This window comes from Streptomyces sp. NPDC101165 (assembly GCF_044768135.1).
Taxonomy (GTDB): domain Bacteria; phylum Actinomycetota; class Actinomycetes; order Streptomycetales; family Streptomycetaceae; genus Streptomyces.
The window spans coordinates 148,233-174,110 of the sequence record NZ_JBIWPG010000022.1 but is presented as its reverse complement, the minus strand read 5'-3'; the positions used below and the strand labels follow the sequence as shown (position 1 = coordinate 174,110).

General features: G+C 69.8%; 27 protein-coding genes, 1 tRNA gene and 1 riboswitch. Of the genes, 17 read left to right on the top strand and 11 right to left on the bottom strand.

What is annotated here, in order from left to right; genetic code table 11:
* Window positions 1-201 precede the first annotated feature (201 nt).
* Window positions 202-1,020, bottom strand: a complete 819-nt coding sequence (locus ACIRVH_RS37185; RefSeq protein WP_403963066.1) for an inositol monophosphatase family protein — start codon at window positions 1,018-1,020, stop codon at window positions 202-204.
* 202 nt (window positions 1,021-1,222) lie between these two features.
* Here ACIRVH_RS37185 and ACIRVH_RS37180 point away from each other — a divergent pair, with 202 nt between their 5' ends.
* Complete coding sequence (locus ACIRVH_RS37180; RefSeq protein ID WP_403963064.1) at window positions 1,223-2,419, top strand: TIGR03118 family protein; 1,197 nt, start codon at window positions 1,223-1,225, stop codon at window positions 2,417-2,419.
* Window positions 2,420-2,623: 204 nt separating this feature from the next.
* Window positions 2,624-3,166: an MOSC domain-containing protein gene (locus ACIRVH_RS37175; RefSeq protein WP_403963061.1), complete on the top strand. Its 543-nt coding sequence runs from the start codon at window positions 2,624-2,626 to the stop codon at window positions 3,164-3,166.
* 469 nt (window positions 3,167-3,635) lie between these two features.
* Here the strand turns inward: ACIRVH_RS37175 and ACIRVH_RS37170 are convergent, their stop codons facing one another.
* A complete protein-coding gene (locus tag ACIRVH_RS37170) occupies window positions 3,636-3,932 on the bottom strand; it encodes a hypothetical protein (RefSeq protein ID WP_403963058.1) in 297 nt (98 codons plus the stop codon).
* A 360-nt stretch (window positions 3,933-4,292) separates the two neighbouring features.
* On the opposite strand from ACIRVH_RS37170, the gene ACIRVH_RS37165 reads away from it, so the two are divergent.
* The 4 genes from ACIRVH_RS37165 to ACIRVH_RS37150 all read left to right on the top strand — a co-directional run bounded on the left by ACIRVH_RS37165 (window position 4,293) and on the right by ACIRVH_RS37150 (window position 7,053).
* Window positions 4,293-4,781 carry a carboxymuconolactone decarboxylase family protein gene (locus ACIRVH_RS37165; protein WP_403963055.1) on the top strand — a complete coding sequence of 163 codons (489 nt, stop codon included), beginning with the start codon at window positions 4,293-4,295 and terminating at the stop codon, window positions 4,779-4,781.
* A 279-nt stretch (window positions 4,782-5,060) separates the two neighbouring features.
* Window positions 5,061-6,413, top strand: coding sequence for a S8 family serine peptidase (locus tag ACIRVH_RS37160; RefSeq protein ID WP_403963052.1), 1,353 nt, complete (start codon window positions 5,061-5,063; stop codon window positions 6,411-6,413).
* Window positions 6,410-6,661: a hypothetical protein gene (locus ACIRVH_RS37155; protein WP_403963049.1), complete on the top strand. Its 252-nt coding sequence runs from the start codon at window positions 6,410-6,412 to the stop codon at window positions 6,659-6,661. The genes ACIRVH_RS37160 and ACIRVH_RS37155 overlap by 4 nt, the downstream gene beginning before the upstream one ends.
* An 89-nt stretch (window positions 6,662-6,750) precedes the next feature.
* Window positions 6,751-7,053 (top strand): hypothetical protein, encoded by a 303-nt coding sequence (locus ACIRVH_RS37150; protein WP_403963046.1) that lies wholly within the window; start codon window positions 6,751-6,753, stop codon window positions 7,051-7,053.
* Between the two features lie 89 nt (window positions 7,054-7,142).
* Here the strand turns inward: ACIRVH_RS37150 and ACIRVH_RS37145 are convergent, their stop codons facing one another.
* Entirely contained in the window at window positions 7,143-8,105 is a 963-nt protein-coding gene (locus ACIRVH_RS37145) for a GlxA family transcriptional regulator (protein WP_403963043.1), read from the bottom strand.
* A gap of 153 nt (window positions 8,106-8,258) precedes the next feature.
* Here ACIRVH_RS37145 and ACIRVH_RS37140 point away from each other — a divergent pair, with 153 nt between their 5' ends.
* Window positions 8,259-8,708 carry a hypothetical protein gene (locus ACIRVH_RS37140; RefSeq protein WP_403963040.1) on the top strand — a complete coding sequence of 150 codons (450 nt, stop codon included), beginning with the start codon at window positions 8,259-8,261 and terminating at the stop codon, window positions 8,706-8,708.
* Between the two features lie 27 nt (window positions 8,709-8,735).
* Here the strand turns inward: ACIRVH_RS37140 and ACIRVH_RS37135 are convergent, their stop codons facing one another.
* The gene (locus ACIRVH_RS37135; protein ID WP_403963037.1) at window positions 8,736-10,109 is read right to left on the bottom strand and encodes an SGNH/GDSL hydrolase family protein; all 1,374 of its coding nucleotides are present in this window, start codon (window positions 10,107-10,109) and stop codon (window positions 8,736-8,738) included.
* Window positions 10,110-10,306: 197 nt separating this feature from the next.
* Here ACIRVH_RS37135 and ACIRVH_RS37130 point away from each other — a divergent pair, with 197 nt between their 5' ends.
* Both ACIRVH_RS37130 and rdgB read left to right on the top strand, forming a co-directional pair.
* Entirely contained in the window at window positions 10,307-11,620 is a 1,314-nt protein-coding gene (locus ACIRVH_RS37130) for a DUF445 domain-containing protein (RefSeq protein ID WP_403963034.1), read from the top strand.
* Between the two features lie 43 nt (window positions 11,621-11,663).
* Window positions 11,664-12,266 (top strand): RdgB/HAM1 family non-canonical purine NTP pyrophosphatase, encoded by a 603-nt coding sequence (gene rdgB / locus ACIRVH_RS37125; protein ID WP_403963031.1) that lies wholly within the window; start codon window positions 11,664-11,666, stop codon window positions 12,264-12,266.
* A gap of 43 nt (window positions 12,267-12,309) precedes the next feature.
* Here the strand turns inward: rdgB and ACIRVH_RS37120 are convergent.
* The 3 genes from ACIRVH_RS37120 to bcp all read right to left on the bottom strand — a co-directional run bounded on the left by ACIRVH_RS37120 (window position 12,310) and on the right by bcp (window position 14,128).
* Window positions 12,310-12,394 (bottom strand) — tRNA-Leu (locus tag ACIRVH_RS37120).
* Between the two features lie 53 nt (window positions 12,395-12,447).
* Window positions 12,448-13,509, bottom strand: a complete 1,062-nt coding sequence (locus tag ACIRVH_RS37115; protein ID WP_403963083.1) for an HNH endonuclease signature motif containing protein — start codon at window positions 13,507-13,509, stop codon at window positions 12,448-12,450.
* Between the two features lie 151 nt (window positions 13,510-13,660).
* Window positions 13,661-14,128 carry a thioredoxin-dependent thiol peroxidase gene (bcp, locus tag ACIRVH_RS37110; protein ID WP_403963027.1) on the bottom strand — a complete coding sequence of 156 codons (468 nt, stop codon included), beginning with the start codon at window positions 14,126-14,128 and terminating at the stop codon, window positions 13,661-13,663.
* A 92-nt stretch (window positions 14,129-14,220) separates the two neighbouring features.
* On the opposite strand from bcp, the gene ACIRVH_RS37105 reads away from it, so the two are divergent.
* From ACIRVH_RS37105 to ACIRVH_RS37095, 3 genes are all read left to right on the top strand, one after another.
* A complete protein-coding gene (locus tag ACIRVH_RS37105) occupies window positions 14,221-14,550 on the top strand; it encodes a DUF3618 domain-containing protein (protein WP_403963024.1) in 330 nt (109 codons plus the stop codon).
* A gap of 97 nt (window positions 14,551-14,647) precedes the next feature.
* Window positions 14,648-14,950 (top strand): GroES family chaperonin, encoded by a 303-nt coding sequence (locus ACIRVH_RS37100; protein WP_385165896.1) that lies wholly within the window; start codon window positions 14,648-14,650, stop codon window positions 14,948-14,950.
* Between the two features lie 46 nt (window positions 14,951-14,996).
* A riboswitch (guanidine-III (ykkC-III) riboswitch) is annotated at window positions 14,997-15,068 on the top strand.
* Between the two features lie 37 nt (window positions 15,069-15,105).
* Window positions 15,106-15,426, top strand: a complete 321-nt coding sequence (locus ACIRVH_RS37095; protein ID WP_336116338.1) for a multidrug efflux SMR transporter — start codon at window positions 15,106-15,108, stop codon at window positions 15,424-15,426.
* 6 nt (window positions 15,427-15,432) lie between these two features.
* Here the strand turns inward: ACIRVH_RS37095 and ACIRVH_RS37090 are convergent, their stop codons facing one another.
* Complete coding sequence (locus ACIRVH_RS37090) at window positions 15,433-17,973, bottom strand: transglycosylase domain-containing protein (protein WP_403963080.1); 2,541 nt, start codon at window positions 17,971-17,973, stop codon at window positions 15,433-15,435.
* A 1,267-nt stretch (window positions 17,974-19,240) separates the two neighbouring features.
* Between ACIRVH_RS37090 and ACIRVH_RS37085 the strand changes: the two genes are divergently transcribed.
* From ACIRVH_RS37085 to ACIRVH_RS37070, 4 genes are all read left to right on the top strand, one after another.
* Complete coding sequence (locus tag ACIRVH_RS37085; RefSeq protein WP_403963021.1) at window positions 19,241-20,041, top strand: ABC transporter permease; 801 nt, start codon at window positions 19,241-19,243, stop codon at window positions 20,039-20,041.
* Window positions 20,042-20,090: 49 nt separating this feature from the next.
* Entirely contained in the window at window positions 20,091-20,858 is a 768-nt protein-coding gene (locus tag ACIRVH_RS37080; RefSeq protein ID WP_403963077.1) for an ABC transporter permease, read from the top strand.
* On the top strand, window positions 20,816-21,823 hold the full coding sequence (locus ACIRVH_RS37075) for an ATP-binding cassette domain-containing protein (protein ID WP_403963018.1): 1,008 nt from the start codon (window positions 20,816-20,818) through the stop codon (window positions 21,821-21,823). The genes ACIRVH_RS37080 and ACIRVH_RS37075 overlap by 43 nt, the downstream gene beginning before the upstream one ends.
* A gap of 62 nt (window positions 21,824-21,885) precedes the next feature.
* Window positions 21,886-22,581 carry a DUF1707 domain-containing protein gene (locus ACIRVH_RS37070; RefSeq protein WP_403963015.1) on the top strand — a complete coding sequence of 232 codons (696 nt, stop codon included), beginning with the start codon at window positions 21,886-21,888 and terminating at the stop codon, window positions 22,579-22,581.
* Window positions 22,582-22,710: 129 nt separating this feature from the next.
* On the opposite strand, the gene ACIRVH_RS37065 is transcribed toward ACIRVH_RS37070, so the two are convergent.
* From ACIRVH_RS37065 to ACIRVH_RS37055, 3 genes are all read right to left on the bottom strand, one after another.
* Window positions 22,711-23,112: a hypothetical protein gene (locus ACIRVH_RS37065; protein WP_403963012.1), complete on the bottom strand. Its 402-nt coding sequence runs from the start codon at window positions 23,110-23,112 to the stop codon at window positions 22,711-22,713.
* Window positions 23,113-23,237: 125 nt separating this feature from the next.
* Window positions 23,238-23,975 (bottom strand): ribonuclease PH, encoded by a 738-nt coding sequence (gene rph / locus ACIRVH_RS37060; protein ID WP_403963009.1) that lies wholly within the window; start codon window positions 23,973-23,975, stop codon window positions 23,238-23,240.
* An 86-nt stretch (window positions 23,976-24,061) separates the two neighbouring features.
* Window positions 24,062-24,295, bottom strand: coding sequence for a glucose PTS transporter subunit EIIB (locus tag ACIRVH_RS37055; RefSeq protein ID WP_403963006.1), 234 nt, complete (start codon window positions 24,293-24,295; stop codon window positions 24,062-24,064).
* A gap of 186 nt (window positions 24,296-24,481) precedes the next feature.
* On the opposite strand from ACIRVH_RS37055, the gene ACIRVH_RS37050 reads away from it, so the two are divergent.
* A complete protein-coding gene (locus tag ACIRVH_RS37050) occupies window positions 24,482-25,771 on the top strand; it encodes a PTS transporter subunit EIIC (protein WP_403963003.1) in 1,290 nt (429 codons plus the stop codon).
* The last annotated feature ends 107 nt before the right edge of the window (window positions 25,772-25,878 follow it).

Genomic DNA, 25,878 nt, shown 5'->3' with positions numbered 1-25,878 from the left:
GCCCGGGAAAGAGAACACGAGCCGTCAATCAGCCCACTACACTCACCCAAACCACCCCTGAACAGGGAAAACGTCAAAGCGCTGCTGGAGTACTATCTCGAGCGGCCCTCGTACCTGTCACTTGCTGTGGTTACCTGCTCTCCGAATCGTTCGAAGCCTGAACTGACGTGCCCGTGTTAGTACGTCAAGACGGTGTGAGGTCTACTCGGGCGTGATCCTCCTAGGGGTCACCGTCCGCCACAGCTCCGACATCTCCCCCACCACACCAGGCGCCATCAGGAACAACGGCTCGTCGTACACAGGCACCTCCGGAAGTGCCACCGCCCCCGCCTCCGTAGCAATCAGGTACGCCGGAAGCCCGTCCACCGCATGGAACTCGCCGATGGCTGCGACGGTGGCCCGACCTGCGGCCACCTGGACCAGGGACAGTGCCGTCGAGCCCATCACCCGTGCCGTGCAGTGGCGGGCCGACAACGCGGCAAGGAGAGCGTCCAGCCTCGGCCAGTGCGCATGGGCTGCCCATTCCGTCAGGAAGAGGTGGCCCGTGAGGGTGGTGTGGGGCGCTGCGCGGGTCGGGGTGCCGTTCAAGTGGGCGCCCCGACCTCGGATCGCCGTGAAGGTCTCTCCACGCCAAGGGTCGGCCACCAGGCCGAGTAGCGGGGTGCCGTCGGCGGCCGCCAAGCCCAGGGAGAAGGAGCACCAGCCGATGCCGTGGGCGTAGTTCGTCGTGCCGTCCACCGGGTCTACGACCCAGTAGGGGGTGTTCGGGGTTGCCGCCTTGTCGGTGCCGTATTCCTCGCCCTCGACGCCGTGGGCCGGGAAGGCCGACCGCAGGACCGAGCGGACGTGGGCCTCGATGGTCTCGTCCGTCTGCGTGACGATGTCTGCCGGGCTCGCCTTCTCCCGCACCCCGCCGTCACGCGGGCGGCGGATCGCCTCCGACGCCCAGGCTGCCAGGTCGGTCGCGACCGCCAAAGCCCGGTCCAGGTCCAGGTCCAGGTCGTGGTCGTGGTTGCTCACAGGGGTCACCGCCTGCCGGGTCAGGGACGGTCCCCCGGAAGGATGCCATGACCCATCGCTGGTGCCGGCCGCAGGCGTCTGTGGACGGCAGCGTCAAATTCCGTCCAACGATCACGAGCCCTGCGTGTCGCTTATGTATGCATATGCGCTCACATGAGATTACTGCTATCAGTTTGCCCGTCCTTGAACAGGAGTAATCCGCATGGCATCACAGGCACCCGCCCGTAGACCCCGCCCCAGCCTGCAGCGGCTGACCACGGTCACGCTCGCCCTCGGCACGCTCGGCGCGCTCGTCGCCGCGACGCCGGCAGGTGCCACGGGCTCGCCGCGCAGGGCCGATCACGGGTTCCGGGAGCGCGACCTGGTGTCCGACATCCCGGGCAGGGCGGAGAAGACCGATCCGAACCTGGTCAACCCTTGGGGTCTGGTCCGTACGCCCGCCGGCAACATCTTCGTCTCGGACAACGGCTCGGACCTGGCCACGACGTACTCGGGCGCCCAGGACAACCGGCCGGTCAACATCCTCTCCCAGGTCGTGTCGATCCCCGAGGGCGGCGCCCCGACCGGGGTCGTACGCAACGACACCGACGCGTTCCGCTTCAAGGACCCCAAGTCGAAGAAGTCCGGGGTCGCCCGCTACCTCTTCGCGGGGGAGGACGGTGACATCTTCGCCTTCAACAAGAACGTGAACCCGACGAGCGCGGTCCGGGTGGCGCACGAGAACAGTGACGACGAGAACGCGGTCTTCAAGGGCCTGGCGCTCGTGCCGGGCAAGAAGGACCACGGGGGCGACAAGAAGCGCGGGGAGGACTGCAAGAAGGGCGGCAAGTGCGACGAGCCGCGCCTGCTCGTCGCGAACTTCCGTGACGCCCGCATCGACAGCTTCGACACGAAGTTCCACCTTCTGCAGCCGGACGGCCGATTCCAGGACCCGGACATCGAGAGCGGCTTCGCGCCGTTCGACGTCAAGCTGATCGGCGACAGGGTCTTCGTGACCTACGCCAAGCAGGACGAGGAGAAGAAGGACGACGTCCCCGGTCCCGGCAACGGCTTCATCGACGTGTTCAGTACCGAGGGCAAGCTGCTCAAGCGCTTCGCGAGCCACGGCCCGCTCAACTCGCCCTGGGGTCTGGAGACAGCACCCGAGAAGTTCGGGAAGTTCTCCGGTGACCTGCTCGTCGGCAACTTCGGAGACGGCAGGATCAACGCCTTCGACCTGCGGACCGGCCACTTCGAGGGAACCCTTCGGGACCGCAACGGGGACCCGATCGTGATCGAGGGGCTGTGGGGGCTGCAGCGCGGCACCGACAAGTCGGGCGGCCGTAACAGCGTCTGGTTCGCTGCGGGCATCAACGAGGAGAACAACGGACTTCTCGGCACCCTCCGCGCCGAGAAGTAGTACGAGAAGCAGAGCAAGAAGTAGGGCGAGGGGTAGGGCGAGGAGTACTGCGTCGCCGTACCTTCGGGTGCTCGGCCGGCGGATTCAGTCGTCGGGCGAGCACCCGCCCCCCACCCCACCGCCGTCAGCGACGCATCCAGGGCGGGTTAGGCTCTCGGCTGATCTTGGAGCCGAGAGCGGACAAGCGGAAGCGGGGGTTGCGACATGGGTGGGACTGTCACTGCCGTGAGCAGTAACGGGGAGTACTCCTTCACCAAGCCGAACCGGGAGAGCATCACGCTGCTTGCCGGGCTCGGGGTCGAGGGGGATGTGCATGCCGGCGTCACCGTCAAGCATCGGTTCCGCGTTGCCCAGGATCCGACTCAGCCCAACCTGCGCCAGGTGCACCTCATTCATGAGGAGCTCTTCGAGGAGGTCGCGGGGAACGGGTTCCGGGTGGCGGCCGGGGAGCTCGGGGAGAACATCACCACCCGGGGGATCGATCTGCTGGGGCTGCCCACCGGGGCGTTGCTGCGGATCGGGGACGACGCCGTCGTCGAGGTGACCGGGCTGCGTAATCCCTGTGCTCAGATCGACACCTTTCAGAAGGGGCTCCTGAAGGAGGTCGTGGGGCGCGGTGAGGACGGGCGCGTCGTGTACAAGTCCGGGGTCATGGGTGTGGTGAAGGTCGGGGGCGTGGTGCGGCCCGGAGATCCCATCGCCGTGGAGCTGCCTGATCGCCCGCATCGGGCGCTTGAGCGGGTCTGAGAGGCGCCCTGTCGGGGGGGAAGGGCGTTCAGGTGGTGGACAGGAACGCCCTCGTCGCCTCGCACAGCCCCTTCGGGCAGCCCAGGTGGATGTCGCAGCCCGCGACCGTGTGTCCGCCGCGCTCATGCTGGGCCGCGCGCCGCATGGCCGACGGCCCGTCCTCTTCGTGGCTCCCTCCGTCTTCGTGGCCCCCTCCGTCTCCAAATGCGGAAAATTTTACCTAATATCTATTGACTCGTGGCATATCGCACACTAAGCCATTACTAGACCACAACACCGAAAGAGCCACAAAGTCGATGAGGACGCCTAATCGACGGAGCGACTTGGACAGGATGTGGTTCAGGCCCCCGGCAAGCCGGCGCGATACCGAGGCGACAGTGACGACTGAAGCTTCAGGACACGCGCAGCACTACCGGGGACTGTTTTTGTACCCGGAGTGCCCCCGGACGCACCGTATGCGACCAGCCGGTCATCCTGCGTCGATGTCGGGCTGGATCTCCACGGTGAAGACCGCGTCCTCGGGGCCGACGCCCTCCTCGTCCTCCCAGACGATCACGCGCACATGCCTCTCCCCGATGCCGCGCACATCCCACTCGGTCACCAGGTCGGTGACGACGAGCGCGGCGACGTACTTCGCGCCATGGGCCGGGTCGTCGGTGGTGACGGTCCCCCGCCGTCGCCCGGGGTGGCCGCCATAGGGGCGCCAGCCCTCCGAACCGTGCGGCTCGTCGACCCGGTACACCCAGCGCTTCTCGGTGCCACCCATGGCACCGATCCTTCCACGGCTCGAAAGCCACGCCCGTCATGCGGTCATGCGCCTCGACGATGAAGGGCCCGGAGCACCCGTCGGGCCCAACGAGGCCGCGCTGAGGGTGCCGTGTCGCTGCCGTACGCGTGAGCGAATCTCGTGCCGCCCTTCTGCTGCCTCCGTCGCCACACCATGCGGCGCCGGGCGTCAACGGCTGCTTGTGCGGCCGAAGTTGAGGCAGGAGCAAGGCTGTCACCAGGGCAGAAGCCGGCCCGGAGCACGCCGGAAAAATCTCTCCCCGATTCCTGTCACATCTCCGTGCGCCCGTCCGTCAGTGCTGTGAAGACGCCGAACAGGCCCTCACCAAGGAGAGCAGCCATGACGAACAACTCGATCTCCCGTATGCCCAACCCGGCCGAGTTCGTCCCCGAGCTGAACGACATCAGCGCCGCCCTCTTCCGGGCCACGGGCAACCGCTCGGTGCCGCGCGCCACGATGAGCCTCGTCCACCTGCGCGCCGGTCAGATCGTCGGCAACACCTACCTGACGGTCCTGAACACCGGCTTCCTGCGCAAGGCCGGGGAGTCCGAGGAGCGCATCACGGCCGTGTCCTCCTGGATGGACGCCCCGTACTTCACCGACGCCGAGCGTGCCGCCCTCGCCTTGGTGGATGCCACCCTCCAGCCCGCCCCGCACGGCCAGGAGCGCGTCTCCGACGAGCTGTACGCCGAGGTCGCGAAGCACTACGACAAGAAGGCGCTGGCCACCCTCACCATCGCGATCGGCCAGATCAACTTCTTCATCGCCCTGGCGGTCATCGGCAAGCCGCAGCCGGTCAGCTCCCTCGCGGCCGAGCAGTGGGACTGACTTCACCGGGAGCTCGCCGATGTCAGGAGCTCGCCGACATCAGGAGCTCATCTCCCTCGGCTCCCCCCGGGGTCATCATGCCTCCGTCCCGTGGCCCGAGTTGCGGTGCACCACCGGCGGGGTGACGGTGGATGAGGGGTGTTGACGGTGCCGATGGCACCGGGGGGCGAGGGGCATCGCGTTCGTACTCGGCAGACCCGCCCGATTGTTGAATCGTTGAGTTGAGCCTGGCCGGGCGTCGGCGCATGTCCGCGTTCTGAACATGCACAGTGACAGCGCATGGGCGCGGGAGCGGAGAAGGCAATGGCGAACAACTTCGGGATGCGCCCCGGCAGTGAGCCCCCTGAGCGGGCGGGTGCCGGGCTGCAGCGGGGCGCGGAGTACACCGGACGGTACGTGGTGCTGCTGGACCGGGCGGACCCGGAGCGCGGGATGAACGCGCTGCGGTCCGCCGCCGGTGTCGCGGCCGTGGAGCGGGTCAGAGGGGCCGAGCCCGAGAGCGCGGTCGCGATGCTCGCCCGGCCCAACGCCTCGGTGCTGTTCGACGAGCTCGCCGTCGCCGTGGTCGACGCGCAGCCGGATCAGCGGCACGCGCTGGTCACCACGGCCGAGGCCGAGCCCACCATCATCGCGGCCGAACCGGAGCGGGTCGTGTACGCCACGGTGATCACCGAGGCCCGGCAGGCGGTGACGGGGTTCTTCCCGGCCTACCGCAGCGACGAGCGCGCGCTGCAGCGGTTCACGCAGTCCCAGATGGCCGCGCAGATGGGCCCGGCGTGGGACGAGACGACCACGACGTGGGGCATCCAGGCCATCCGCGCGAACCTGTCCGGGCAGACCGGGCGGGGTGTGAAGGTCGCCGTTCTGGACACGGGTGTGGACACCGACCATCCGGATCTGACCGGGTGTCTGGAAGAGACCGCCTCCTTCGTGGAGGGTCAGACCGTGGAGGACGGGAAGGGGCACGGCACGCACTGCATCGGGACCGTGGCCGGTCCGGCCAGGCCCGCGCAGGGGCCCCGCTACGGCGTCGCCAACGAGGCCCGGGTGCTCGCGGGCAAGGTGCTCAACAACGCCGGCAGAGGCACCGACGGCCAGATCCTGGCGGGCATCGCCTGGGCGGTCTCGCACGGGGCGCGAGTGATCTCCATGTCGTTCGGTTCCCCGGTCGCGCGAGGTGAACTCTTCTCGCAGACCTACGAGAACGTGGCTCAGCGTGCCCTCGACGCGGGCGTCCTGCTGGTCGCTGCGGCCGGCAACGAGAGCCAGCGGCCGGGTGACGTCGAGGCCGTCGACAGTCCCGCCAACTGCCCGTCCATCATCGCCGTGGCGGCAGTCGACCGGGCGCTGGCGACCGCCTGGTTCTCCTGCGGAGCCCTCAACGGCCAGGGCGGCGAGATCAACATCGCCGGGCCCGGCGTGGACGTCCTCTCGGCCGTCCCGAACGGCGGGCTCGGCCTGAAGTCCGGCACCAGCATGGCCACACCCCATGTCGCCGGCACCCTCGCCCTCATCGCCCAGGCACACCCCGAGGCCTCGGCGGCCGACCTGAGAAACCTGCTGCTGTCCGGGGCGTCTCCGCTGTCGCAGGGCGCCGACGAGGTCGGCGCGGGTCTGCTCCAGGCCCCGTGAACAGCCCGTCACCGGGTGCGGAACCGGTCGGGGTCATTCTCTCCGTCGACCCCGGCCGGTTCGCCGACGTGGTGGAGGCGCTGCGGCGGACCGGGCTGACCGTCACCGGCGAGCAGCCGGTCCTCGGGACGCTGTCGGGCACCATCGCCGCGGACCGGATCCCGGAACTGGCACGCCTCGACGGCGTCGAGACCGTCGACCGCGAGCGTACGTACCGTCTCCCGCCGCCGGACTCGCCCGTCGAGTAGCAGGCCGAAACTTGACAAGCCTCGACGCAGGTTCAGCACGTCCGCCGACCCCGGCGTTAGCCTCAGGGCACAGACAAAGGGAGGCAGACATGGCGAAGGTTCCCAGCTCGGTGATCGCCGCGACCGGGCTCGTCGGTGGGTACGGCGTCGCCCGCTGGACCAAGAAGCGACAGCTCGGCGGGGCCGTCCTGGCCGTCGCCGGTGCCGCCGCCGCGCAGCAGTGGCGGCAGCAGGCGGGCGGTAGGGCCGCCGGTGCGCTGACCGCCGCGTACGTCGCCGCGTTCGCCGGATCCCACCCGCTGGCGAAGAAGGTCGGCGCCTGGCCGTCGGTGTTCGGCGTCGCGGGCGCCGTGGCTCTGGCCTCCTGGGCCGTCGCCGACCGCCGGGGCTGAAACATCCCCACGTCGTTCGCCGGCCGCCGGGGCCGAGTCGGCCCGGATCCGAATCAGCCCACCCCGTTCGCCGGACCGCCGGAGCCGGGTCACCCCACCCCGTTCGCCGACCGGAACGACCGCCGGTAAGCCTGCGGACTCGTACCCACCACCCGGCGGAACCGTTCCCGGAAGGCCGTCGGCGACCCGAAGCCCGCCTGGGCCGCGATCCGTTCCACCGGGTACGGCGTCGTCTCCAGCAGGTACTGCGCCCGCCGCACCCGCGCCCGGTGCAGCCACTGCAGCGGTGTCGTACCGGTCTGCTCGCGGAAGCGGCGGTTGAGGGTACGGCTGCTCATGCGGGCCTGTACCGCGATCTCGTCCAGGGTGAGGTCGCGGTCGCAGTTGTCCTCCAGCCAGGCCAGGAGCGGCTCCAGGGTCGCGCCGGCCGGGGCCGGAGGCAGGTCGTGGACGATGAACTGGGCCTGGCCGCCCTCCCGTTCCAGCGGCATCACGGCCGACCGAGCCGCATGCGCGGCGACCGCCGAGCCGTGGTCCCTGCGGATCATGTGCAGGCACATGTCCATCGCCGCGGCCGCGCCCGCCGAGGTGAGGAACTGGCCGTTGTCGACGTAGAGGACGTTCGGGTCGACGGTGATCTTCGGGTACATCGCGGCGAGGTCCCCGGCCGCCCGCCAGTGCGTCGTCGCCCGCCACCCGTCCAGCAGCCCCGTCGCCGCGAACACGAACGCGCCCACGCAGATCGATGCGACGCGTGTCCCGTTCGCCGCCGCCGCGCACACCGCCTGCGCGACCCCCGGCGGCAGCGGCACGGTCGGGTCGGCGACGCCCGGCAGCATGATCGTGTCCGCCTCCGCCAGCGCCTCCAGGCCGTATGGCGCCCGCACCGTGAAGACCCCCGCGCCCGCGCTCACCTCCCCCGCCGGGGAGCAGACCCGCACCCGGTAGGCGGGCCGCCCGTCCGGCAGCCGGGCCCAGCCGAAGGTGTCGATCGGGACGGACAGGTCGAACGGGATCACCTGGTCCAGCGCCAGGACGGCCACGGTGTGCATGGCAGGAAACTAGCCGCACGACGGATTGCCGCCAACCTGGCCGGGCAGGCCCGTCTCCCCTGATACCCGTGAACAGAGAACTGGCGAGAATCCGTCGCCGGGTGGCAATCCCGCCACTTTTCCCGTGATCCGCCGCCCGCCTAGCCTCCCCCCGTGACCAAGTTCCTCCTCGCCGTCCACGTCCTCGCCGCGATCGTCGCCATCGGGCCCGTCACCGTCGCCGCCAGCATGTTCCCGCCCGCCGCCCGCCGGGCCCTGGCCGCCCCGGACGACACCCGGGCCGCGGAGACGGTGCAGCTGCTGCACCGGATCTGCAAGGTCTACGCCGTCGCCGGTGTCGTCGTCCCGGTCTTCGGGTTCGCCACCGCCAGCAACATGGGCGTGCTCGGCAGCGCCTGGCTGATCGTGTCCATCGGACTCACGGCGCTGGCCGCCCTCGTGCTCGCCGCTCTGGTGCTGCCCGCCCAGACCGCGCTCGTGGAGGGCGAGGGGACGCGCGAGAAGACCGTACGACTGGCCATGTTCACAGGGGTGTTCAACCTGCTGTGGGCGGCCGTGACGATCCTGATGATCGTGCGGCCGGGGTCGACGACCGGAGCCTGAGCGGAACAGTGACGGCAGTCCCGGTTCCTACAGCTCCGCCTGCCCCGCGCCCTTGAGCGCGTTCAGGTCGAAGACCTCGCCCATCCTGCCGAAGCCCAGGTCGCTGGGGTGCAGATGGTCCCCGGAGTCGTACTCGTGGCGCAGGCGGCGCGGGTCGTAGGGGTCCCTGAGGGACTTGTCGAAGTCGACGACGGCGTCGTACACCCGGCCCGCCCGGATCTGCGCGTTGACCTGCTGACGCACCGCCTCCCGGGCCGGGGTCCAGCCTTGGTGGCCCTTGAACGGCATGAGCGTGGCGCCGACCACCTTCAGGCCGCGGGCGTGGGCCTGGCGGACCAGGGTGCGCAGGCCGTCGGCGATCCGGTTCGGGTCGGCGAGCTCCGGGTTGCGCAGGATGTCGTTGATGCCGAGGTCGATGACGACGACCTTGACGTTGGTCCGGGAGAGCGCGTCCCGGCCGAAACGGCCTAGGCCGCTCTCGTTCTCGGCGATGGGGGTCCCCCCTGCTCGAGTTTGTTCGAGAGCTTGGGGGAGGCCGAGGCCGTCCGCGAGGACCTGGTTGCCGCTGATGCCCTCGTTGACGATGCCGTAGCGAGGCAGCGCGTCGCCGCTCTCGACGGCCGCGCGCAAGCGGCCGGAGAGGACGTCGGTCCAACGGTGGTTGGCGCCGACGGTGGAGGTTATGCCGTCGGTGATGGAGTCGCCGAACACGACCACCGTGCCGGTGGCCTCGTTGCTCAGGACGTCGAGAGCCGTCAGATAACGCCAGTACGGGGTCTGTTCGGTGTACGGGGTACCGGTCGCGTCCTCCGTGCGGTCGCCCTGGGCGACGTACGACAGCTGCCGCGCGTGCGGATGGTACGTCACCGGGCCGGACGGAGTGGGCGAGTACGTGGTGACCAGGACGTCCGTGCCGTGCGGGATGGCCAGGCGCACGGCGTCGCTGAGCACCTGGCCGCCGGCCGGTATGACGACGCCGGTGCCGCCGTTGAAAGTGAGGCGCCGCATCGTTTCCGCGTCGGCCGCGGCGGTACCGTCACCCGCCGAGAGGGCGAGGGAGGCGTGCGAGATGGTCAGCGGGGACTGGCCGTACAGGTTGGACAGCGTGATCCGGGCGCTCGTCCCTCCGGTGCTCGCATGCACCACGTTCCGCACCGAGCGGCCGGCCAGACCCTCCGCCTCCGTGCCCGGCTCACCGCCCATGGGCGCCGTGGACCAGGCACCGACCCAGGTACCGGTCGAGGCGGGAGCGACGGACGAGTCGTGGTGCGGACGGCCGCCCGCGAAAGTGCCGCGAGAGGTGCCGTCGTCGGCCGCCACGCTGACGTAGATGGCGGCGCACACGACCACGACCAGCGCGACGAGCGCGCTGAGAACGGCATAACCACGACGCTTGGCCACGCTGCTGTTGTTCTCCCCCGGGAAATGGGAGCCCGAGGCTCCGGTCCGAAGAGCCCATGATCGCCCATGGACCCGGGAGAGCTGACAGGGCCCTGCCCAAAACCCCCTTCCAGACAGACGCCGGGAACTCCTGTTCCGTTCCGGGAGTCGGTCAGGAAGGGACAATTGTGTGCGGGATCACCGAACGGGTGGAGCTGATGGAACACACGGAGACGGAAACACCGAGCCGGACCACGTCGTACCGGACCATGACCGCCTTCACCCCGGCCGACGAGGAGCGCCGGCGCGGGGTACGGCGCATGAAGCTGACGGCGGCCGGACTACTGCTGTTCGTCGCGGTCGTCTACGTGCTGGCCACCTGGGCCTCGCACGAGGGCGCCGGCCCCTGGGCGGGCTACGTGGCCGCCGCCGCCGAAGCCGGCATGGTCGGCGCCCTGGCCGACTGGTTCGCGGTCACCGCCCTCTTCCGGCACCCGCTCGGACTGCCCATCCCACACACCGCGATCATCCCGACCAAGAAGGACCAGCTCGGCGTCTCCCTCGGCGAGTTCGTCGGCGAGAACTTCCTCTCCGAGGACGTCGTACGACAGCGACTGCGCGCCGTCGGCATCGGCAGCCGGCTCGGCGCCTGGCTCGCCGAGCCCGCCCACGCCGACCGAGTCACCGCGGAACTGGCCACCGCCGTCAGAGGCGCCCTCACCGTGCTGCGCGACTCCGACGTACAGGCGGTCGTCGGAGAAGCCATCACCCGGCGCGCCGACGCCCAGGAGATCGCACCCGGCATCGGCAAGATGCTGGAGAAGATCGTCGCCGACGGCGGCCACAAACGGGTGGTCGACCTCGTGGTCGCCCGCGCCCACGACTGGCTCGTCATCCACCGGGACGACGTGATGGTCGCCGTCGAAGGCGGCGCACCCGGCTGGACCCCGCGATTCGTGGACCGGAAGGTCGGCGAACGCGTCTACAAGGAGCTGCTGCGCTTCGCCACCGAGATGCGCGACATGCCCTCCCACCCCGCACGCGGCGCCCTCGACCGCTTCCTCACCGACTTCGCCTCCGACCTCCAGTCCGACACGGACACCCGCGCCCGGGTCGAGCGGCTCAAGGGCGAGGTGCTGGGCCGCGGCGAGGTACAGGACCTGATCGCCTCCGCCTGGACGGCCGTCCGCTCCATGATCGTCGCCGCGGCCGAGGACGAACGCAGCGAGCTGCGACTGCGGGTACGGGCCGCCCTGCTCTCCCTGGGCTCCCGGATGGCCGCCGAACCCAAGGTCCAGGAGAAGGTCGACAGCTGGGTCGAGGGCGTGGCCGTGCACATCGTCACGACCTACCGCAAGGAGATCACCTCCCTGATCACCGACACCGTGGCCGGCTGGGACGCCGAACACACCACCCGCAAGATCGAGGCCCACATCGGCCGCGACCTGCAGTTCATCCGGATCAACGGCACCGTGGTCGGCTCACTCGCGGGCCTGCTGATCTACGTGATCTCCCGCAGCCTCGGAGCCTGACCCCCGCCCCCCGAACCCCGGCCACCCAGGAATACTGACCCCCATGACCCGCCTGATCCTCGCCACCCGCAACGCCGGAAAGATCACCGAGCTGAGGGCCATCCTCGCCGAAGCCGGACTCCCCCACGAACTCGTCGGCGCGGACGCCTACCCCGACATCCCCGACGTCAAGGAAACCGGCGTCACCTTCGCCGAGAACGCCCTCCTCAAGGCCCACGCCCTGGCCCGGGCCACCGGCCTCCCCGCCGTCGCCGACGACTCCGGCCTCTGCGTCGACGTCCTGAACGGCGCCCCCGGCATCTTCTCCGCCCGCTGGGCAGGCAGCCACGGCAACGACAAGGCCAACCTGGACCTGCTGCTCGCTCAGCTCGCGGACATCGCGGAGGAACACCGGGGCGCCCACTTCGCCTGCGCGGCGGCACTGGCCCTGCCGGACGGCACGGAGCGGGTCGTCGAGGGCCAGCTGCGGGGTGTACTGCGGCATGCTCCGTCGGGGACGAACGGCTTCGGCTACGACCCGATCCTGCAGCCTGAAGGCGAGACTCGGACTTGCGCCGAGCTGAGCCCGGAGGAGAAGAACGCGATCAGCCATCGGGGGAAGGCGTTCCGGGCGTTGGTGCCGGTTGTGCGGGAGTTGTTGGGCTGAGACAAGGGAGAGGGGCCACCCAGATGGGTGGCCCCTCTCAGCGTGCGGCCGGTGGGACTCGAACCCACACGGGTGTTAACCCACTGGGACCTAAACCCAGCATGACTGCCAAATTCCATCACGGCCGCTCAAAAACGGTCATCCTGCCTGACCGAAGACGTTCAGTGTACGGGGGAACAGGTCACCCCGCGAGAGGCGCCCTCCCCTTCTGGCGACACCACGTCTCCGTCAGAGCATGGCAGTTGGGACACAGGTACCGCAGGTTCTCGCGACGATTGTCGCGCCAGTCTCCGTTGACGTGGTCGATCTGCAAGGTGATCGACTGCCCCAGCCATTCGCCAGTGTTGCCGCAACTTTCACACGCGTACGGCACTCCGATCTCGGCCAGGGCTCGGTGGAGCTGAGTCCTGTTGGCCCGCCCTGCATGGTCGGGTAGGACAATCAGTACTCGGTGGGCGGTGGGTGCGGGTGCCGGGCGCTCCGGTCGCCCCCAACTTCGGCGCTTGAAGTGGCTTGTGTCGAGGTCGAGGCGGGCTGCCGCACGCCGAACGCGCCGATGATTGGTGTCGTTCACCTCCAGGCCGAGGCCACGCATCACGTCGGCGTAACTCATGGAATCTCGTACAAGTTCTCGGATCCTGTCCTCGGGAATCGGTACACGCCGGTGAGAGAAGTGCCCCACGTCGATACCCCGAGCGTGAAGCATTCGACCCAGCGTCGCGCGTGAGCGGCTGTCGTCCGGTACACCCAGCGCGCGGGCCACGCCGCGCACGCCGGTCGCTGACGCCGCAGCTTCCTTCAGCTCCTCGGTTGTGAAGGGCAGGTCCAACTCGGCGCGATCCATACCGGGAAAGTGGCTGACGTCGATGCCCGCCGCATCGATGCGACGTCGAATGTGGGACAGAGTTCCGGTTGCCGGGGTGGCACCTAGCTTCAGAGCTACTTCGCGCAGCGACGACGACGAGGCGGCAGCCTCAGCGATGGCGGCATCCGAGTACTTGCGCCAAGGGCTGCGCTTCACGAAGTGGCTCGTGTCCAGTCCGTGTCCGGCGACTTTGTCCTGAAGCACTCGCCGCTGCCCCCCGCTCGCCTTGAGGCCGAGCCGTCGCATCAGGTCTGTCCAGTTACGGGCTTCAGGGATGATCGACGCGAGTCGTTCCCTGCTGTACGGATCCGGTAGATCCCGCTCTACCGCGCCGTGCTCATGCGTGACTCCCTGTGGCGGGTTCGATACCTGCCGCATACTCACACGCCCCTCCCCTTGCGTTCGCACGTTCGTGACCTCGTACGGAGTAACGAACCGTTTATCGGACAGTCACGCGCGGAATGAGAACGGCCCACGCCGGGGTATCCCGGGGCGGGCCGTTGGGCGGCAGAAGTGTGCCGGCTGGGGCTCAGATCGCCAGGTCCTTGATGATCTTGGCTACGTGGCCGGTCGCCTTGACGTTGTAGAGGGCTCGTTCGACCTTGCCCTCCTCGTCGACGATCACGGTGGAGCGGATGACGCCGACGACGGTCTTGCCGTAGAGCTTCTTCTCGCCGAAGGCGCCGTACGCCTCCAGGACCTTCTTGTCGGGGTCGGCGACCAGCGTGACCTTCAGGGACTCCTTCTCGCGGAACTTGGCCAGCTTCTCCGGCTTGTCGGGGGAGACGCCGATGACGTCGTAGCCGGCGGAGGCCAGGACCTCGAGGTTGTCCGTGAAGTCGCAGGCCTGCTTGGTGCAGCCGGGAGTCAGGGCCGCGGGGTAGAAGTAGACGATGACCTTGCGGCCCTTGTGGTCCGACAGGGACACCTCGTTGCCGTCGGCGTCGGGCAGGGTGAAGGCGGGGGCCACGTCACCGGGCTGGAGTCGCTCGCTCATCGGTCCAGCGTAACGGGGGGCGTTGCGGCGCGGTGGCGGCTGGAGCTGACAGACTGTCCGGGACAGTATCAGGAGACTTCGGAGGCCGTACGGTGGCGGACACGTCGGACACCAGAACCCCGGCGCAGATCGAGGCGGACATCAAGCGCCGTCGCGACGTGCTGGCCGAGACGCTCGACGAGATCGGGGTGCGGGTGCATCCGCAGACGATCGTCGCGGACGCCAGGGCCAAGGTCGTCGCCAATATCGATCACACGGTCGGGCGGGCCTACGTCCAGGTCAACCGGGTGGTGAGTGAGGTGCGGGCGCAGTTCGTGGACGAGGAGGGCGCGGCGCGGCTGGAGCGGGTCGTGCCGGTCGCGCTGGTCGTCGTCGGGGTCGTGGGGCTGCTCGCGGTGGGGTCGCGGCGGCGTAAGCGCTGACCACCCGGGGTCGTACGAGTCCGTCCGAGGCAGGTAGGTTCGAGGCGTGAGCGCCAACAGAAACAGCAACCCTCAGCACGACAAGCTGCCCATCCGGATGCTGCACGACCGGGTTCTCGTGCGGCAGGACGCCGGTGAGGGCGAGCGGCGGTCGGGTGGCGGCATCCTGATTCCCGCGACCGCGGCGGTCGGGCGGCGGCTGGCCTGGGCCGAGGTCGTCGCGGTGGGGCAGAACGTACGGACCGTGGAGCCGGGTGACCGGGTTCTGTTCGATCCGGAGGACCGGGCCGAGGTCGAGGTGCGGGGCGTGGCGTACGTGCTCATGCGGGAGCGTGATCTGCACGCGGTGGCCGCCGACCGGTTCGAGGGCGGCGAGGACTCCACCGGCCTGTACCTCTGATCAGAAGCCGAGAAGGGGCTGGTGACCGTTGTCACCAGCCCCTTTGTCGTTCCTTTGCTATGTTCGAAGGAGCCCGACGAGACGCGCCGTACCGGGATGCAGGCAAAGACGACGCACCGCAGAGAGTCGTCCGTTCGTCTCGGAGGTGTGTTGTCGTGGCCTGGGTGCTGCTTGTCGTGGCCGGTCTGCTCGAGGTCGGCTGGTCGATCGGGATGAAGTACACCGACGGGTTCACGCGGGTCGTGCCCAGTGTGCTCACCGGTGCCGGGATCGTGGCCAGCATGGTGCTGCTGTCGTACGCCGCCAGGTCGCTGCCGATCGGTACCGCCTACGGGGTGTGGGTGGGGATCGGGGCGGCCGGGGCGGCGGTGCTCGGCATGGTGGTGCTGGGTGAGCCGGTCACCGCCGCCCGGATCTTCTTCGTCTGTCTGCTGCTGGTCGCCGTCGTGGGGCTGAAGGCGACCAGCGGTCACTGACCCTTCCTAAGGTTGGCCTCCGGCGTCGCCGGTGGTGCCTGTGGTGCCACCGGGGGTTCCTCCGCCCGTGGTCGTCGTGCCGCCGCCGGGGGTGCCTCCGCCGGTGGTCGTGCCCCCGGCCGTGGTGCCGCCGGCCGTGTCGCCGCCGGTGGTGTCGCCGCCGGTGGTGGTCGTACCGCCGCCGTCCGTGGTGGTGCCGCCGCCGGGGGTGCCGCCGGTGTCCTGGCCGGCCGTGTCCTGGCCGCCGGTGGTGGTGCCGGTGGTCGGGGTCCCGGTCGGGCCGCCGTTGTCCTGGCCGCCGGTGGTGGTGGCGCCGCCGGTGTCCTGGCCGCCGGTGGTGGTGGTGCCGTCGGTCGGGGCCTGCGTGCCGGGTGCCTGGACGTCGGCGCCCTGCTGCAGCTGGAGGTCGAAGTCGGTGGCCGGCTTGCCCTTGAGGGCGTCCTTGGTGAACTGGGCCCAGATCTGGGTGGGTGCGCCGCCGCCGTTGATGCGCGGCAGACCCATCGCGCCGTACAGCGGCTTGTGGGCCGCGGTGACCGGGTCCTGGCCCATGACGGAGACGACGGTGGCGAGGTCGGGGGTGTAGCCCGCGAACCAGGCTGCGGTGTCCTCCTCGGCGGTGCCGGTCTTGCCGGCGGCGGGGCGGCCGGCGGCCTGGGCGGCGGTGGCGGTGCCGGACTGGACCACGCTCTGCAGGACGGAGGTGGTGGTGTCGGCGGCCTCGCGGCTGACGGCCTGCTTGACGGGCTCGTCGGGGAGCTTGATCTCGTCGGTGCCGGCGTTGGTGATCTTCTCGACCATCGTGTACGTGCCGTGCTTGCCGTGGTTGGCGAGGGTCGCGTACGACTCCGCCATGTCCAGGACGCTGGCGGTGGCGGTGCCGAGGGCGATGGACGGGTAGGGCTGGAGGTCCTTGGTGTCGGCGGGGACGCCGAGGGCCACGGCGGTCTGCTTGACCTTGGACGGGCCGACGTCGACGGCCATCTGCGCGTACACGGAGTTCACCGACAGGTCGGTGGCCTTGCGGACGGTGATGTCGCCGTAGGACTTGGAGTCCTCGTTCTCGGGGGCGTAGGGGCCGCCGCTCCAGCCCTGGACGGGCCGCTTGTTGGTGCCGTCGTAGTAGGTGTTCGGGGTGATGGTCTGGCCGTCCTGGGTGGTCGAGCCGTTCTGGACCGCGGAGGTGAACACGAACGGCTTGAAGGTGGAGCCGACCTGGAAGTCACCGCGGGTGGCGCCGTTGGTGTACTGCTTCACGTAGTCGACGCCGCCGTACATGGCGACGACCTTGCCGGTCTTGGGGTCGACGGAGGCGCCGCCGGCGCGGACGGCGTTGTCGACCTTGTTCTTCTTGTTCAGCTTGGACATCAGCTGGTCGTCGACGGCCTTGACGAAGGCGTCCTGCTTGTCCTTCTGGATGGTGGTGGTGATGCGGTAGCCGCCGAGGGCCAGCTTGTCGGGGTCGATGATGTTGTTGGTGGTCAGGTAGTGCTTGACCGCCTCGACGAGGTAGCCGCGCTGGCCGGAGAGGCCGGTGGAGATGGTCTGTTCCTTCGGCATGGGGAACTTCATGCCGGCGCGCTTGGTCTCGCTGAGCCAGCCCTTCGTGACCATGCCGTCCAGGACGTAGTTCCAGCGGGCGAGGGCGGCGGACTTGTTCTCGGGGTGGGCCACGACGTCGTACTCGCTCGGTGCGTTGACGAGCGCGGCGAGGTAGGCGGCGCGGGCCGGGTCGAGGTCGGCGGCGTCCACGCCGTAGTAGGCCTGGGCGGCGGCCTGGATGCCGTAGGCGTTGCGGCCGAAGTAACTGGTGTTGAGGTAGCCCTCGAGGATCTCGGCCTTGGACTTGTTGCGGTCCAGCTTCATCGAGATGAAGAACTCCTTGGCCTTACGGGTGACCGTCTGTTCCTGGGCCAGGTAGTAGTTCTTCACGTACTGCTGGGTGATCGTCGAGCCGGACTGCCTGCCCTTGCCGGTGGCGGTGTTCCAGGCGGCGCGGAGCATGGCCTTGGGGTCGACGGCGGACTCGGTGTAGAAGTCGCGGTCCTCGGCGGCCAGGACGGCGTGCTGGGCGTCCTTGGAGACCTGGGCGAGGTTGACGTTCTCGCGGTTGATCGTGCCGTCGCGGGCGAGCTGGGAGCCGTCGGCGTAGAGGTAGACGTTGCTCTGCTTGGTGGCGAGGGCGTTGGCGGGCGGGATCTTCACGAGCGAGTAGCCGAGGAAGAAGAGGCCGATGAGCAGCAGGACGCCGATCACGAAGGTGCTGAGCACCATCCGCCAGGTGGGGATGATCCGCCGCCAGCCGGTCCGCTTGGGCCGCTTGGGCTTCTTGCCCTTGCCGCCGCCGGGGCCGCCGGGACCGCCGCTGTCCGGGAGGGGGGTGGGGAGCTCGTCGGGGGTCCGGGTGGTGGAGGTGGCGCGGGCGGCGGCTGCGGCGCCGCCGGCAGATGCAGCGCCGGACGCGGCTGCGGCTCCGGCCGCGGCGGCAGCGCCTGCCGCGCCGGCGGGGGACTTCGGGGCAGCGGCGGCGGAGGCCGCGGCGGCCATGGCGGCACCGCTCGCGGAGGCGGCCGTAGCGGCGGCGCTCCCCTTGCCGGGCCGGTTCGACTGGCTCGGCCGGTTCGGCCGGCCTGCCTGGTTCGGCTGGCTCGGCCGGCGCGGCTGGGCCGACTCGGCCGACTGGCTCTGCTGGGTCGACTCGCCGCCGGGAGCCTTGACCCGGCGGAGGACCTGCGTGGTCTCGGCGGGAGCCGGAGCCTCGCCGGAGGCCTGGGAGGTGGCGGCCGCCTGGTTCCCCTCCTGGGAGGCCCGGGGTGCCTTGATACGCCGGAGAACCTGAGTGCTCTCCGCCGCGTTGGGCTGCTCGGACTTCTGAGGCCTGTCGCCCGCCTGGGCCGGCCCGGACTGCTGGGGCACTCCGGCGCGCTGGGACGTCGTGGCCGGGTCGGACTGCTTCTGGGACTCGCCGGACTTCGCCGAGCCCTGCGACTGCCCGGGGAGCCGGGAGCCCACGGACGCCTGGGCTCCCTGGGGCTTGTCGAAGGGACGCGGATCGGCGGAACCCTTGGCCTTACCGGACGCCTGCGCCCTGTCGGACGCCGAAGGCCTCTCGGGCCGACGGGACTCGGCAGAACCCTGCGGCTCCGCGGACGACCGGGGCTTCTCGGGCTTCTGGGCTTCCTCCGCCCCCGTGCCCACTTGGATTCCCCGGCCTTCCGTCCTCCCCGCACGGCTCGCCTGAGCAGCGCGACGAGCCCGCGCGGCCTGGTCGGCACCGGCACCAGCACCGACGTCCGGAAGCGACTCGCCCCCGGACGTCCGGTCCGACCTGCCCGCCTGTCCCTGGGCCGACCCGGCGGCCGAACCCGGACGGTTCTCCCCCGGGCTGCCCTGCTCCCGGTCCGCGCGCTGATCGGCCCGCGCCCCGTCCCCACCCTTCCGGTCCCCGGACCCGCCCTTCTCGGCGGGGGTGTCGCTGTCGGGCGTATTCGGAGTCCGCTCCTCGCGGCTCCGGGCGGTGGACCCCGGCTCTGCGGGCCCTTCAGCCGGCAGCGGTTCTTCTGGTGCCCCGCCCTTGGTGTGCTGCTGCGGCTGCGGCTCGTCGCTCATCTCGTGCACGGACTCCTGTTTCGCGTCGTACGTTTCCCGTACGCCTCGTACGCCTTCTGCGCCCCCAGTTTGAAGACTCTCGCACCTGGCGTTCCGTTCCCGGATTCCGGCACGCTTCCGGGGCGGAAAATGCGTGGCCGGTCGCCGGGCCTCCGGACTAGGCTCCTGCGCTTCGGTGTCGAGCGGTCCAGGGAGGTCGACTGGCGTGGGCGCGGGACGGTTGTACGTGGCCGTCGCGGCGGGGGGATTCAGACGGTACGCGACGTATCGGGCGGCCACTGCGGCAGGGGTGTTCACCAACACGGTCTTCGGACTGATTCTCGTCTACACCTATCTGGCGCTGTGGGACGAGAAACCGCACCTCGGAGGCTATGACCAGGCGCAGGCGGTCACCTTCGTGTGGCTGGGCCAGGCGCTGTACGCGACTTTGGCGATTCAGGGGGGCGGCTTCGAGACCGAGTTCATGGAACGCATCCGTACGGGTGAGGTGGCGATCGATCTGTACCGGCCGGCGGATCTCCAAGTGTGGTGGCTCGCGAACGATTTGGGGCGGGCGCTGTTCCAGCTGCTCGGGCGTGGAGTGATTCCGTTCGCCTTCGGGGCGCTCGTCTTCCCGACGGCACTCCCGGACGATCCGGGCCGGTGGCTGGCGTTCCTGGTGTCCGTCGCGCTCGCGATGATCGTCAGCTTCGGGATCCGCTACCTGGTGGCGCTGACCGGGTTCTGGCTGCTGGACGGCACGGGGGCGCTGCAGACGCTGATGGTCACGGGGATCTTCTGTTCGGGGATGGCCCTGCCGCTGAACGCCTTTCCGGGGACGCTCGGTGAGGTCGTACGGGTGCTGCCGTGGGCGGCGCAGCTCCAGGTGCCCGCGGACGTGCTGATGGGCGAGGCGGACCCGCTGCCCGCCTTCGTCTTCCAGGCTGCGTGGGCGGTGGTGCTGCTGGCGGCCGGGCGGCTGGTGCAGACGGCGGCGGCGCGACGGGTGGTGGTGCAGGGTGGCTGAGTACAACGCCCTGGCCGAGGGGGTGCGCGCCTACCGGCTGATCTCGGGGATGTGGATCCGCTCCACGCTGACCTACCGGGTGTCCTTCGCGATGACCGTGGTCGGCGGTCTGCTGGTGACCGGTCTCGACTTCGTCTCGATCCTGCTGATGTTCTCCCGGGTCGACGTGCTCGGCGGCTGGTCGCTGCCCGAGGTCGCGTTCCTGTACGGGCTGTCGGCGACCTCGTTCGGGTTCGCGGACCTGGCGATCGGCTCGGCGGGCCGGCTGGGCACCCGGGTGCGCGACGGCACGCTCGACACCCTGCTGGTGCGGCCCGCGCCGGTGCTGGCGCAGGTCGCGGCCGACCGGTTCGCGCTGCGCCGGATCAGCCGGATCATGCAGGGGTCGCTGGTGCTGGGCTACGCGCTGGTCGCGTCGGACATCGGCTGGACGCCGGTCAAGGTGCTGATGGTGCCGGGGATGCTGGTCTGCGGCGGGGTGATCTTCGCGGCGGTGTTCGTGGCGGGGGCGGCGTTCCAGTTCGTGGCGCAGGACGCGTCCGAGGTGCAGAACGCGTTCACGTACGGCGGTCAGACGCTGTTGCAGTACCCGCCGACCGTGTTCGGCAAGGAGTTGGTGCGCGGGGTGACGTTCATGCTCCCGCTGGCCTTCGTCAACTGGGTGCCGGCGGCCTACGTGCTGGGGCAGCCCTATCCGCTGGACGGCGTGCCGGAGTGGGCGGCCTTCGCGCCGCCGCTGGTGGCGGTGGTGTGCTGCGCGGCGGCGGGGCTGGTGTGGCGGGTGGGCCTTCGGTCGTATCGGAGTACAGGGAGTTAGCGGTGGACGCGTTCATCGAGGTGGACGGGGTCGAGAAGGTCTTCGAGGTGCGCCGGAAGACGGGGTTCCTGAAGCGGGAGCGGCGCGAGGTGCGGGCGGTGGACTCGATCTCCTTCACCGTGGCGCGCGGTGAGATGGTCGGCTACATCGGCCCGAACGGTGCCGGGAAGTCGACGACGATCAAGATGCTGACCGGCATCCTGATGCCGAGCGCGGGCCGGCTGCGGGTGGCGGGGATCGATCCCTCGCGGGAGCGCACGCGGCTGGCGCACCGGATAGGGGTGGTGTTCGGGCAGCGGACGACGCTGTGGTGGGACCTGCCGCTGATCGACTCCTACCGGCTGGCGCACCGCATGTACCGCATCCCGGACGTCCGTTACCGGGAGAACCTGGACCGCTGCGTGGAACTGCTGCAGCTGGAGGCCCTGTTGGACGTGCCGGTGCGGCAGCTGTCGCTGGGCCAGCGGATGCGCGGGGACATCGCGGCGGCCCTGCTGCACGATCCGGAGGTGCTGTACCTGGACGAGCCGACGATCGGCCTGGATGTGGTGTCGAAGGCGAAGGTGCGGGGTTTCCTGCGGGAGTTGAACGCCGAGCGCGGGACGACGGTGCTGCTGACGACGCACGATCTGCAGGACATCGAGCAGGTGTGCTCGCGGGTGATGGTGATCGACCACGGGCGGCTGATGTACGACGGTCCGCTCGCGGGGCTGCACGAGGCCGGGGAGGGCGAGCGGACGCTGGTGGTGGACCTGGAGCGGGAGCTGCCGCCGATCGAGGTGCCGTCGTGCCGGGTGGTGCGGGTGGAGGGGCCGCGGCAGTGGCTGGCGTTCCCTGCGGGGCAGTCGGCGGCGCCGCTGGTGGCGGCCGTCGCGGCCGAGTATCCGCTGGTGGACCTGTCGGTGCGGGAGCCGGACATCGAGGCCGTCATCGCGAAGATGTACGCCGAGAAGGCGGTCTCGTAGGTGTCTTGTCGTGGGCATCTCTTGGGCATCTCTTCGCGGGCATCTTCTCGTAGGCTTCTGCCATGACCGACGACGCAGTGCCGGAACTCCGTGCCTCCGACGCCGACCGTGAGCGGGTCGCCGAGGTCCTGCGGGACGCCCTCGCCGAGGGGCGGCTGGACATGGAGGAGTTCGAGGAGCGGCTGGAGGCGACGTACAAGGCGCGTACGTACACCGAGCTGACGCCGATCACCCGTGACCTGCCGACCGGCGGGGCCGTGGCGCCCGCTCCGGTCTCCTTCACCAAGGAGCCGGTGGAGAGCGGGAGTTGGGCGGGCCAGGTCGTCGGGGGTGAGGGGTCGTCCACGGGGGCGGTCGCCGTCCTGTCCGGCTTCCAGCGCAAGGGCCGCTGGACGGTGCCGAAGAAGTTCACCGCCTTCGCCTTCTGGGGCGGCGGCGAGATCGATCTGCGGGAGGCGGACTTCGCGGACCGCGAGGTCCACATCAACTGTGTGGCGATCATGGGCGGGATGCAGGTGACCGTGCCGCCGGGCGTCGAGGTCGTCGTGCGCGGGGTCGGCATCATGGGCGGCTTCGAGCACCCGAGGGGCGACGAGCGGGCCGAGCCGGGCGCGCCGCGGGTGGTCATCGGCGGCTTCGCCTTCTGGGGCGGGGTCGGCGTGGAGCGCAAGGTGACCCGGGCGGAGCGGCAGCGGCTGAAGGAGCAGCGGCGTCAGGAGCGGCTGGATCGCAGGGAGCGGCGCAGGCTCGGGGAGTAAGACGCCCGGTGGGTGGGGGCTGAGGTCCCTGGGGCTCCGCCCCGGACCCGGTCCTTGCCCACCCTCCCCCACGCTCGGCTGCGCTCGCGCGGGGGACCCCCATCCCGACTCGGTCGGCTGAGAAGGCGCCTACGACGTGCAGACCTTCGTCAGTTCGCCCGCCGCGTCCGTCACCGGGCTGACGTCCGGCGTGTTGTCGCCGTTCTTGATGGCCGTACGGACGTTGTCCACGGCCTTGTTCAGGTTGTCGACCGCCTTGTTGACGTCGGCGTTGTCGGTCTTGTCGCCGATCTTTTCGAGGTTCTTGTCGATCGAGGCGAGGGACTGGTCGAGCTGCGTCGGGTCGTTCGAGGCGTTCTCCACGGCCTGCTGGAGGTCGGTGACGCTGTCGGCGATGGAGTCGGCGGTCTGCACGCAGTCCAGGGCCTTGTTCACGGCGTCGCAGCCGGTGGTGAGGCCGGCGGTGAGCGCGGCGGTCGCTATGACGGCGGCGACGGCGGTGAGACGGCCTCGGCGTCGGCTGGCGGCCATGGTGGTGTTCCCTCCCCTGGTACGGCTGGCCGGGCGCACTGTGGTGGTCGTGCGCCCGTACCCATACGGACGTCGGGGAGCGGGCGGGGGTTGCCCGTCCGCACCCCCGAGTGTTGGTGCGTCCTTTACTTTTCGAGCGTGGCGGCCAGCGCGGCCTTCTGGATCGCGGTGAGTTCGGTGCAGCCGGTGACGGCGAGGTCGAGCAGGGCGTTGAGTTCCTCGCGGGCGAAGGGCTCGGCCTCGGCGGTGCCCTGGACCTCGACGAAGCGGCCGTCGCCGGTGCAGACGACGTTCATGTCGGTCTCGGCGCGCACGTCCTCCTCGTAGCAGAGGTCGAGGAGGGGAACGCCGCCGACGATGCCGACCGAGACCGCTGACACCGTGCCGGTCAGCGGCTGCCGGCCGGCCCTGATGAGCTTCCTGCCCTGGGCCCAGGAGATCGCGTCGGCGAGGGCGACGTACGCGCCGGTGATGGCCGCCGTGCGCGTGCCGCCGTCGGCCTGGAGGACGTCGCAGTCGAGGACGATGGTGTTCTCGCCGAGCGCCTTGTAGTCGATGACGGCGCGCAGGGAGCGGCCGATGAGCCGGGAGATCTCGTGGGTACGGCCGCCGATCTTGCCCTTGACGGACTCTCGGTCGCCGCGGGTGTTGGTGGCGCGGGGCAGCATGGCGTACTCCGCGGTGACCCAGCCCTCGCCGCTGCCCTTGCGCCAGCGCGGGACGCCTTCGGTGACCGAGGCGGTGCAGAAGACCTTGGTGTCGCCGAAGGAGACGAGGACGGAGCCCTCGGCGTGCTTGCTCCAGCCGCGTTCGATGGTGACCGGGCGGAGCTGTTCGGGGGTGCGGCCGTCGATTCGAGACATGGCCACGAGCCTATCCGGAGTGACGGAAGGGGCTCCTCCCGCGGTGGGAAGAGCCCCTTACAGGTGACCCCGGCTCGAACGGGGTCTCACATCATGTCTTCGATCTCCGCGGCGATCGGGTCGGCGTCGGTGCCGATGACGACCTGGATGGCGGTGCCCATCTTGACGACGCCGTGGGCGCCGGCGGCCTTCAGGGCGGCCTCGTCGACCAGCGAGGGGTCCGTGACCTCGGTGCGCAGCCGGGTGATGCAGCCCTCGATCTCCTCGATGTTGTCGATTCCGCCGAGGCCGGCGACGATCTTCTCAGCCTTGCTGGCCATGTTCCTTCTCCCTGATCCGAACCGCTTTGTCGCAGTAACCCACAGTTGGCCCATCTTTGCGAGCGGTCATGCCGTGCGTGCCGAATGATGGCGATCACGACAGCGGAACCGTCCGTCAACTGGTCTACACCACAGGCGGTACGGTCGCCAAACCGCGTCCGAGTCGAGCGGTCCGGGAGGACGTCCATGAGCGCCGACAGCACGGTCAGCCCCGCGCGCGTCCGCTGGAACACCCTCTTTCAGGGCCTGCAGAAGATGGGCCGCAGTCTCCAACTGCCGATCGCGGTGCTGCCGGCGGCGGGCATCCTCAACCGGCTGGGGCAGCCGGACGTGTTCGGGGCCTACGGCCTGGGCTGGACGAACGTCTCGAAGGTGATGAAGGGCGCGGGCGGCGCGCTGCTCGACGGCTCGATCGGCCTTCCGCTGCTGTTCTGCGTGGGCGTCGCGATCGGCATGGCCCGCAAGTCGGACGGCTCGACGGCGCTCGCGGCGGTGGCGGGCTTCCTCGTCTACTACGGCGTGCTGCACCAGTTCCCGGAACAGTGCCCGGCCGGCTCGAAGACGATCCCGGACGTCGGCTGCCAGGTCGAGGCAGGGACGGTGACCACCTTCACGTTCCAGAACCCGGGTGTCTTCGGCGGCATCGTCCTGGGCCTGCTGACCGCGTTCTTCTGGGCCCGCTTCCACCGCACCAAACTGGTGGACTGGCTGGGCTTCTTCAACGGCCGCCGCCTGGTCCCGATCATCATGTCGTTCGTCGCCATCTTCTTCGCGGCGGTGTGCCTGTGGGTCTGGCCGCCGATCGGCGACGCCCTGGAGAGCTTCAGTCACTGGCTGCGGAACGCGGGGTCGTGGGGTGCGGGCGTCTTCGGCGTCGCGAACCGGGGGCTGCTCGTCATCGGCCTGCACCAGTTCCTGAACGTGCCCATCTGGTTCCAGTTCGGCAGTTACACGACGCCCGACGGCAGGGTCGTGCACGGCGACATCAACATGTTCCTGGCGGGCGACCCGAACGCGGGCCAGTTCACCTCGGGCTTCTTCCCGATCATGATGTTCGCGCTGCCGGCGGCCGCGCTGGCGATGACCCACTGCGCGCGGCCGAACCGCCGCAAGGAGGTGGGCGGTCTGATGCTCTCGGTGGCGCTGACCTCGTTCGTGACCGGCATCACCGAACCGATCGAGTACTCGTTCATGTTCATCGCGCCCCTGCTGTACGTGGTCCACGCGGTGCTCACGGGGGTGTCGATGGCGGTGACCTGGGGGCTCGGGGTGCACGACGGCTTCAGCTTCTCGGCCGGTCTCATCGACTACATCATCAACTGGAACCTGGCCACCAAACCGTGGCTGATCATCCCGATCGGCCTGTGCTTCGCGGCCGTCTACTACGTCATCTTCCGGTTCGCCATCACGAAGTTCGACCTCAGAACGCCCGGCCGCGAACCCGAGGACCAGGTCGAGGACGTCACAAAGGCCTGACGCCCCGTCCGAGTCGGGCCCCCGGAACAGCCGTTCCGGGGGCCTTTCGACGTCCCCGCCGACGGGCCCTGTGACCAGCACAGCGTGTAACCCCACGACAGCGGATT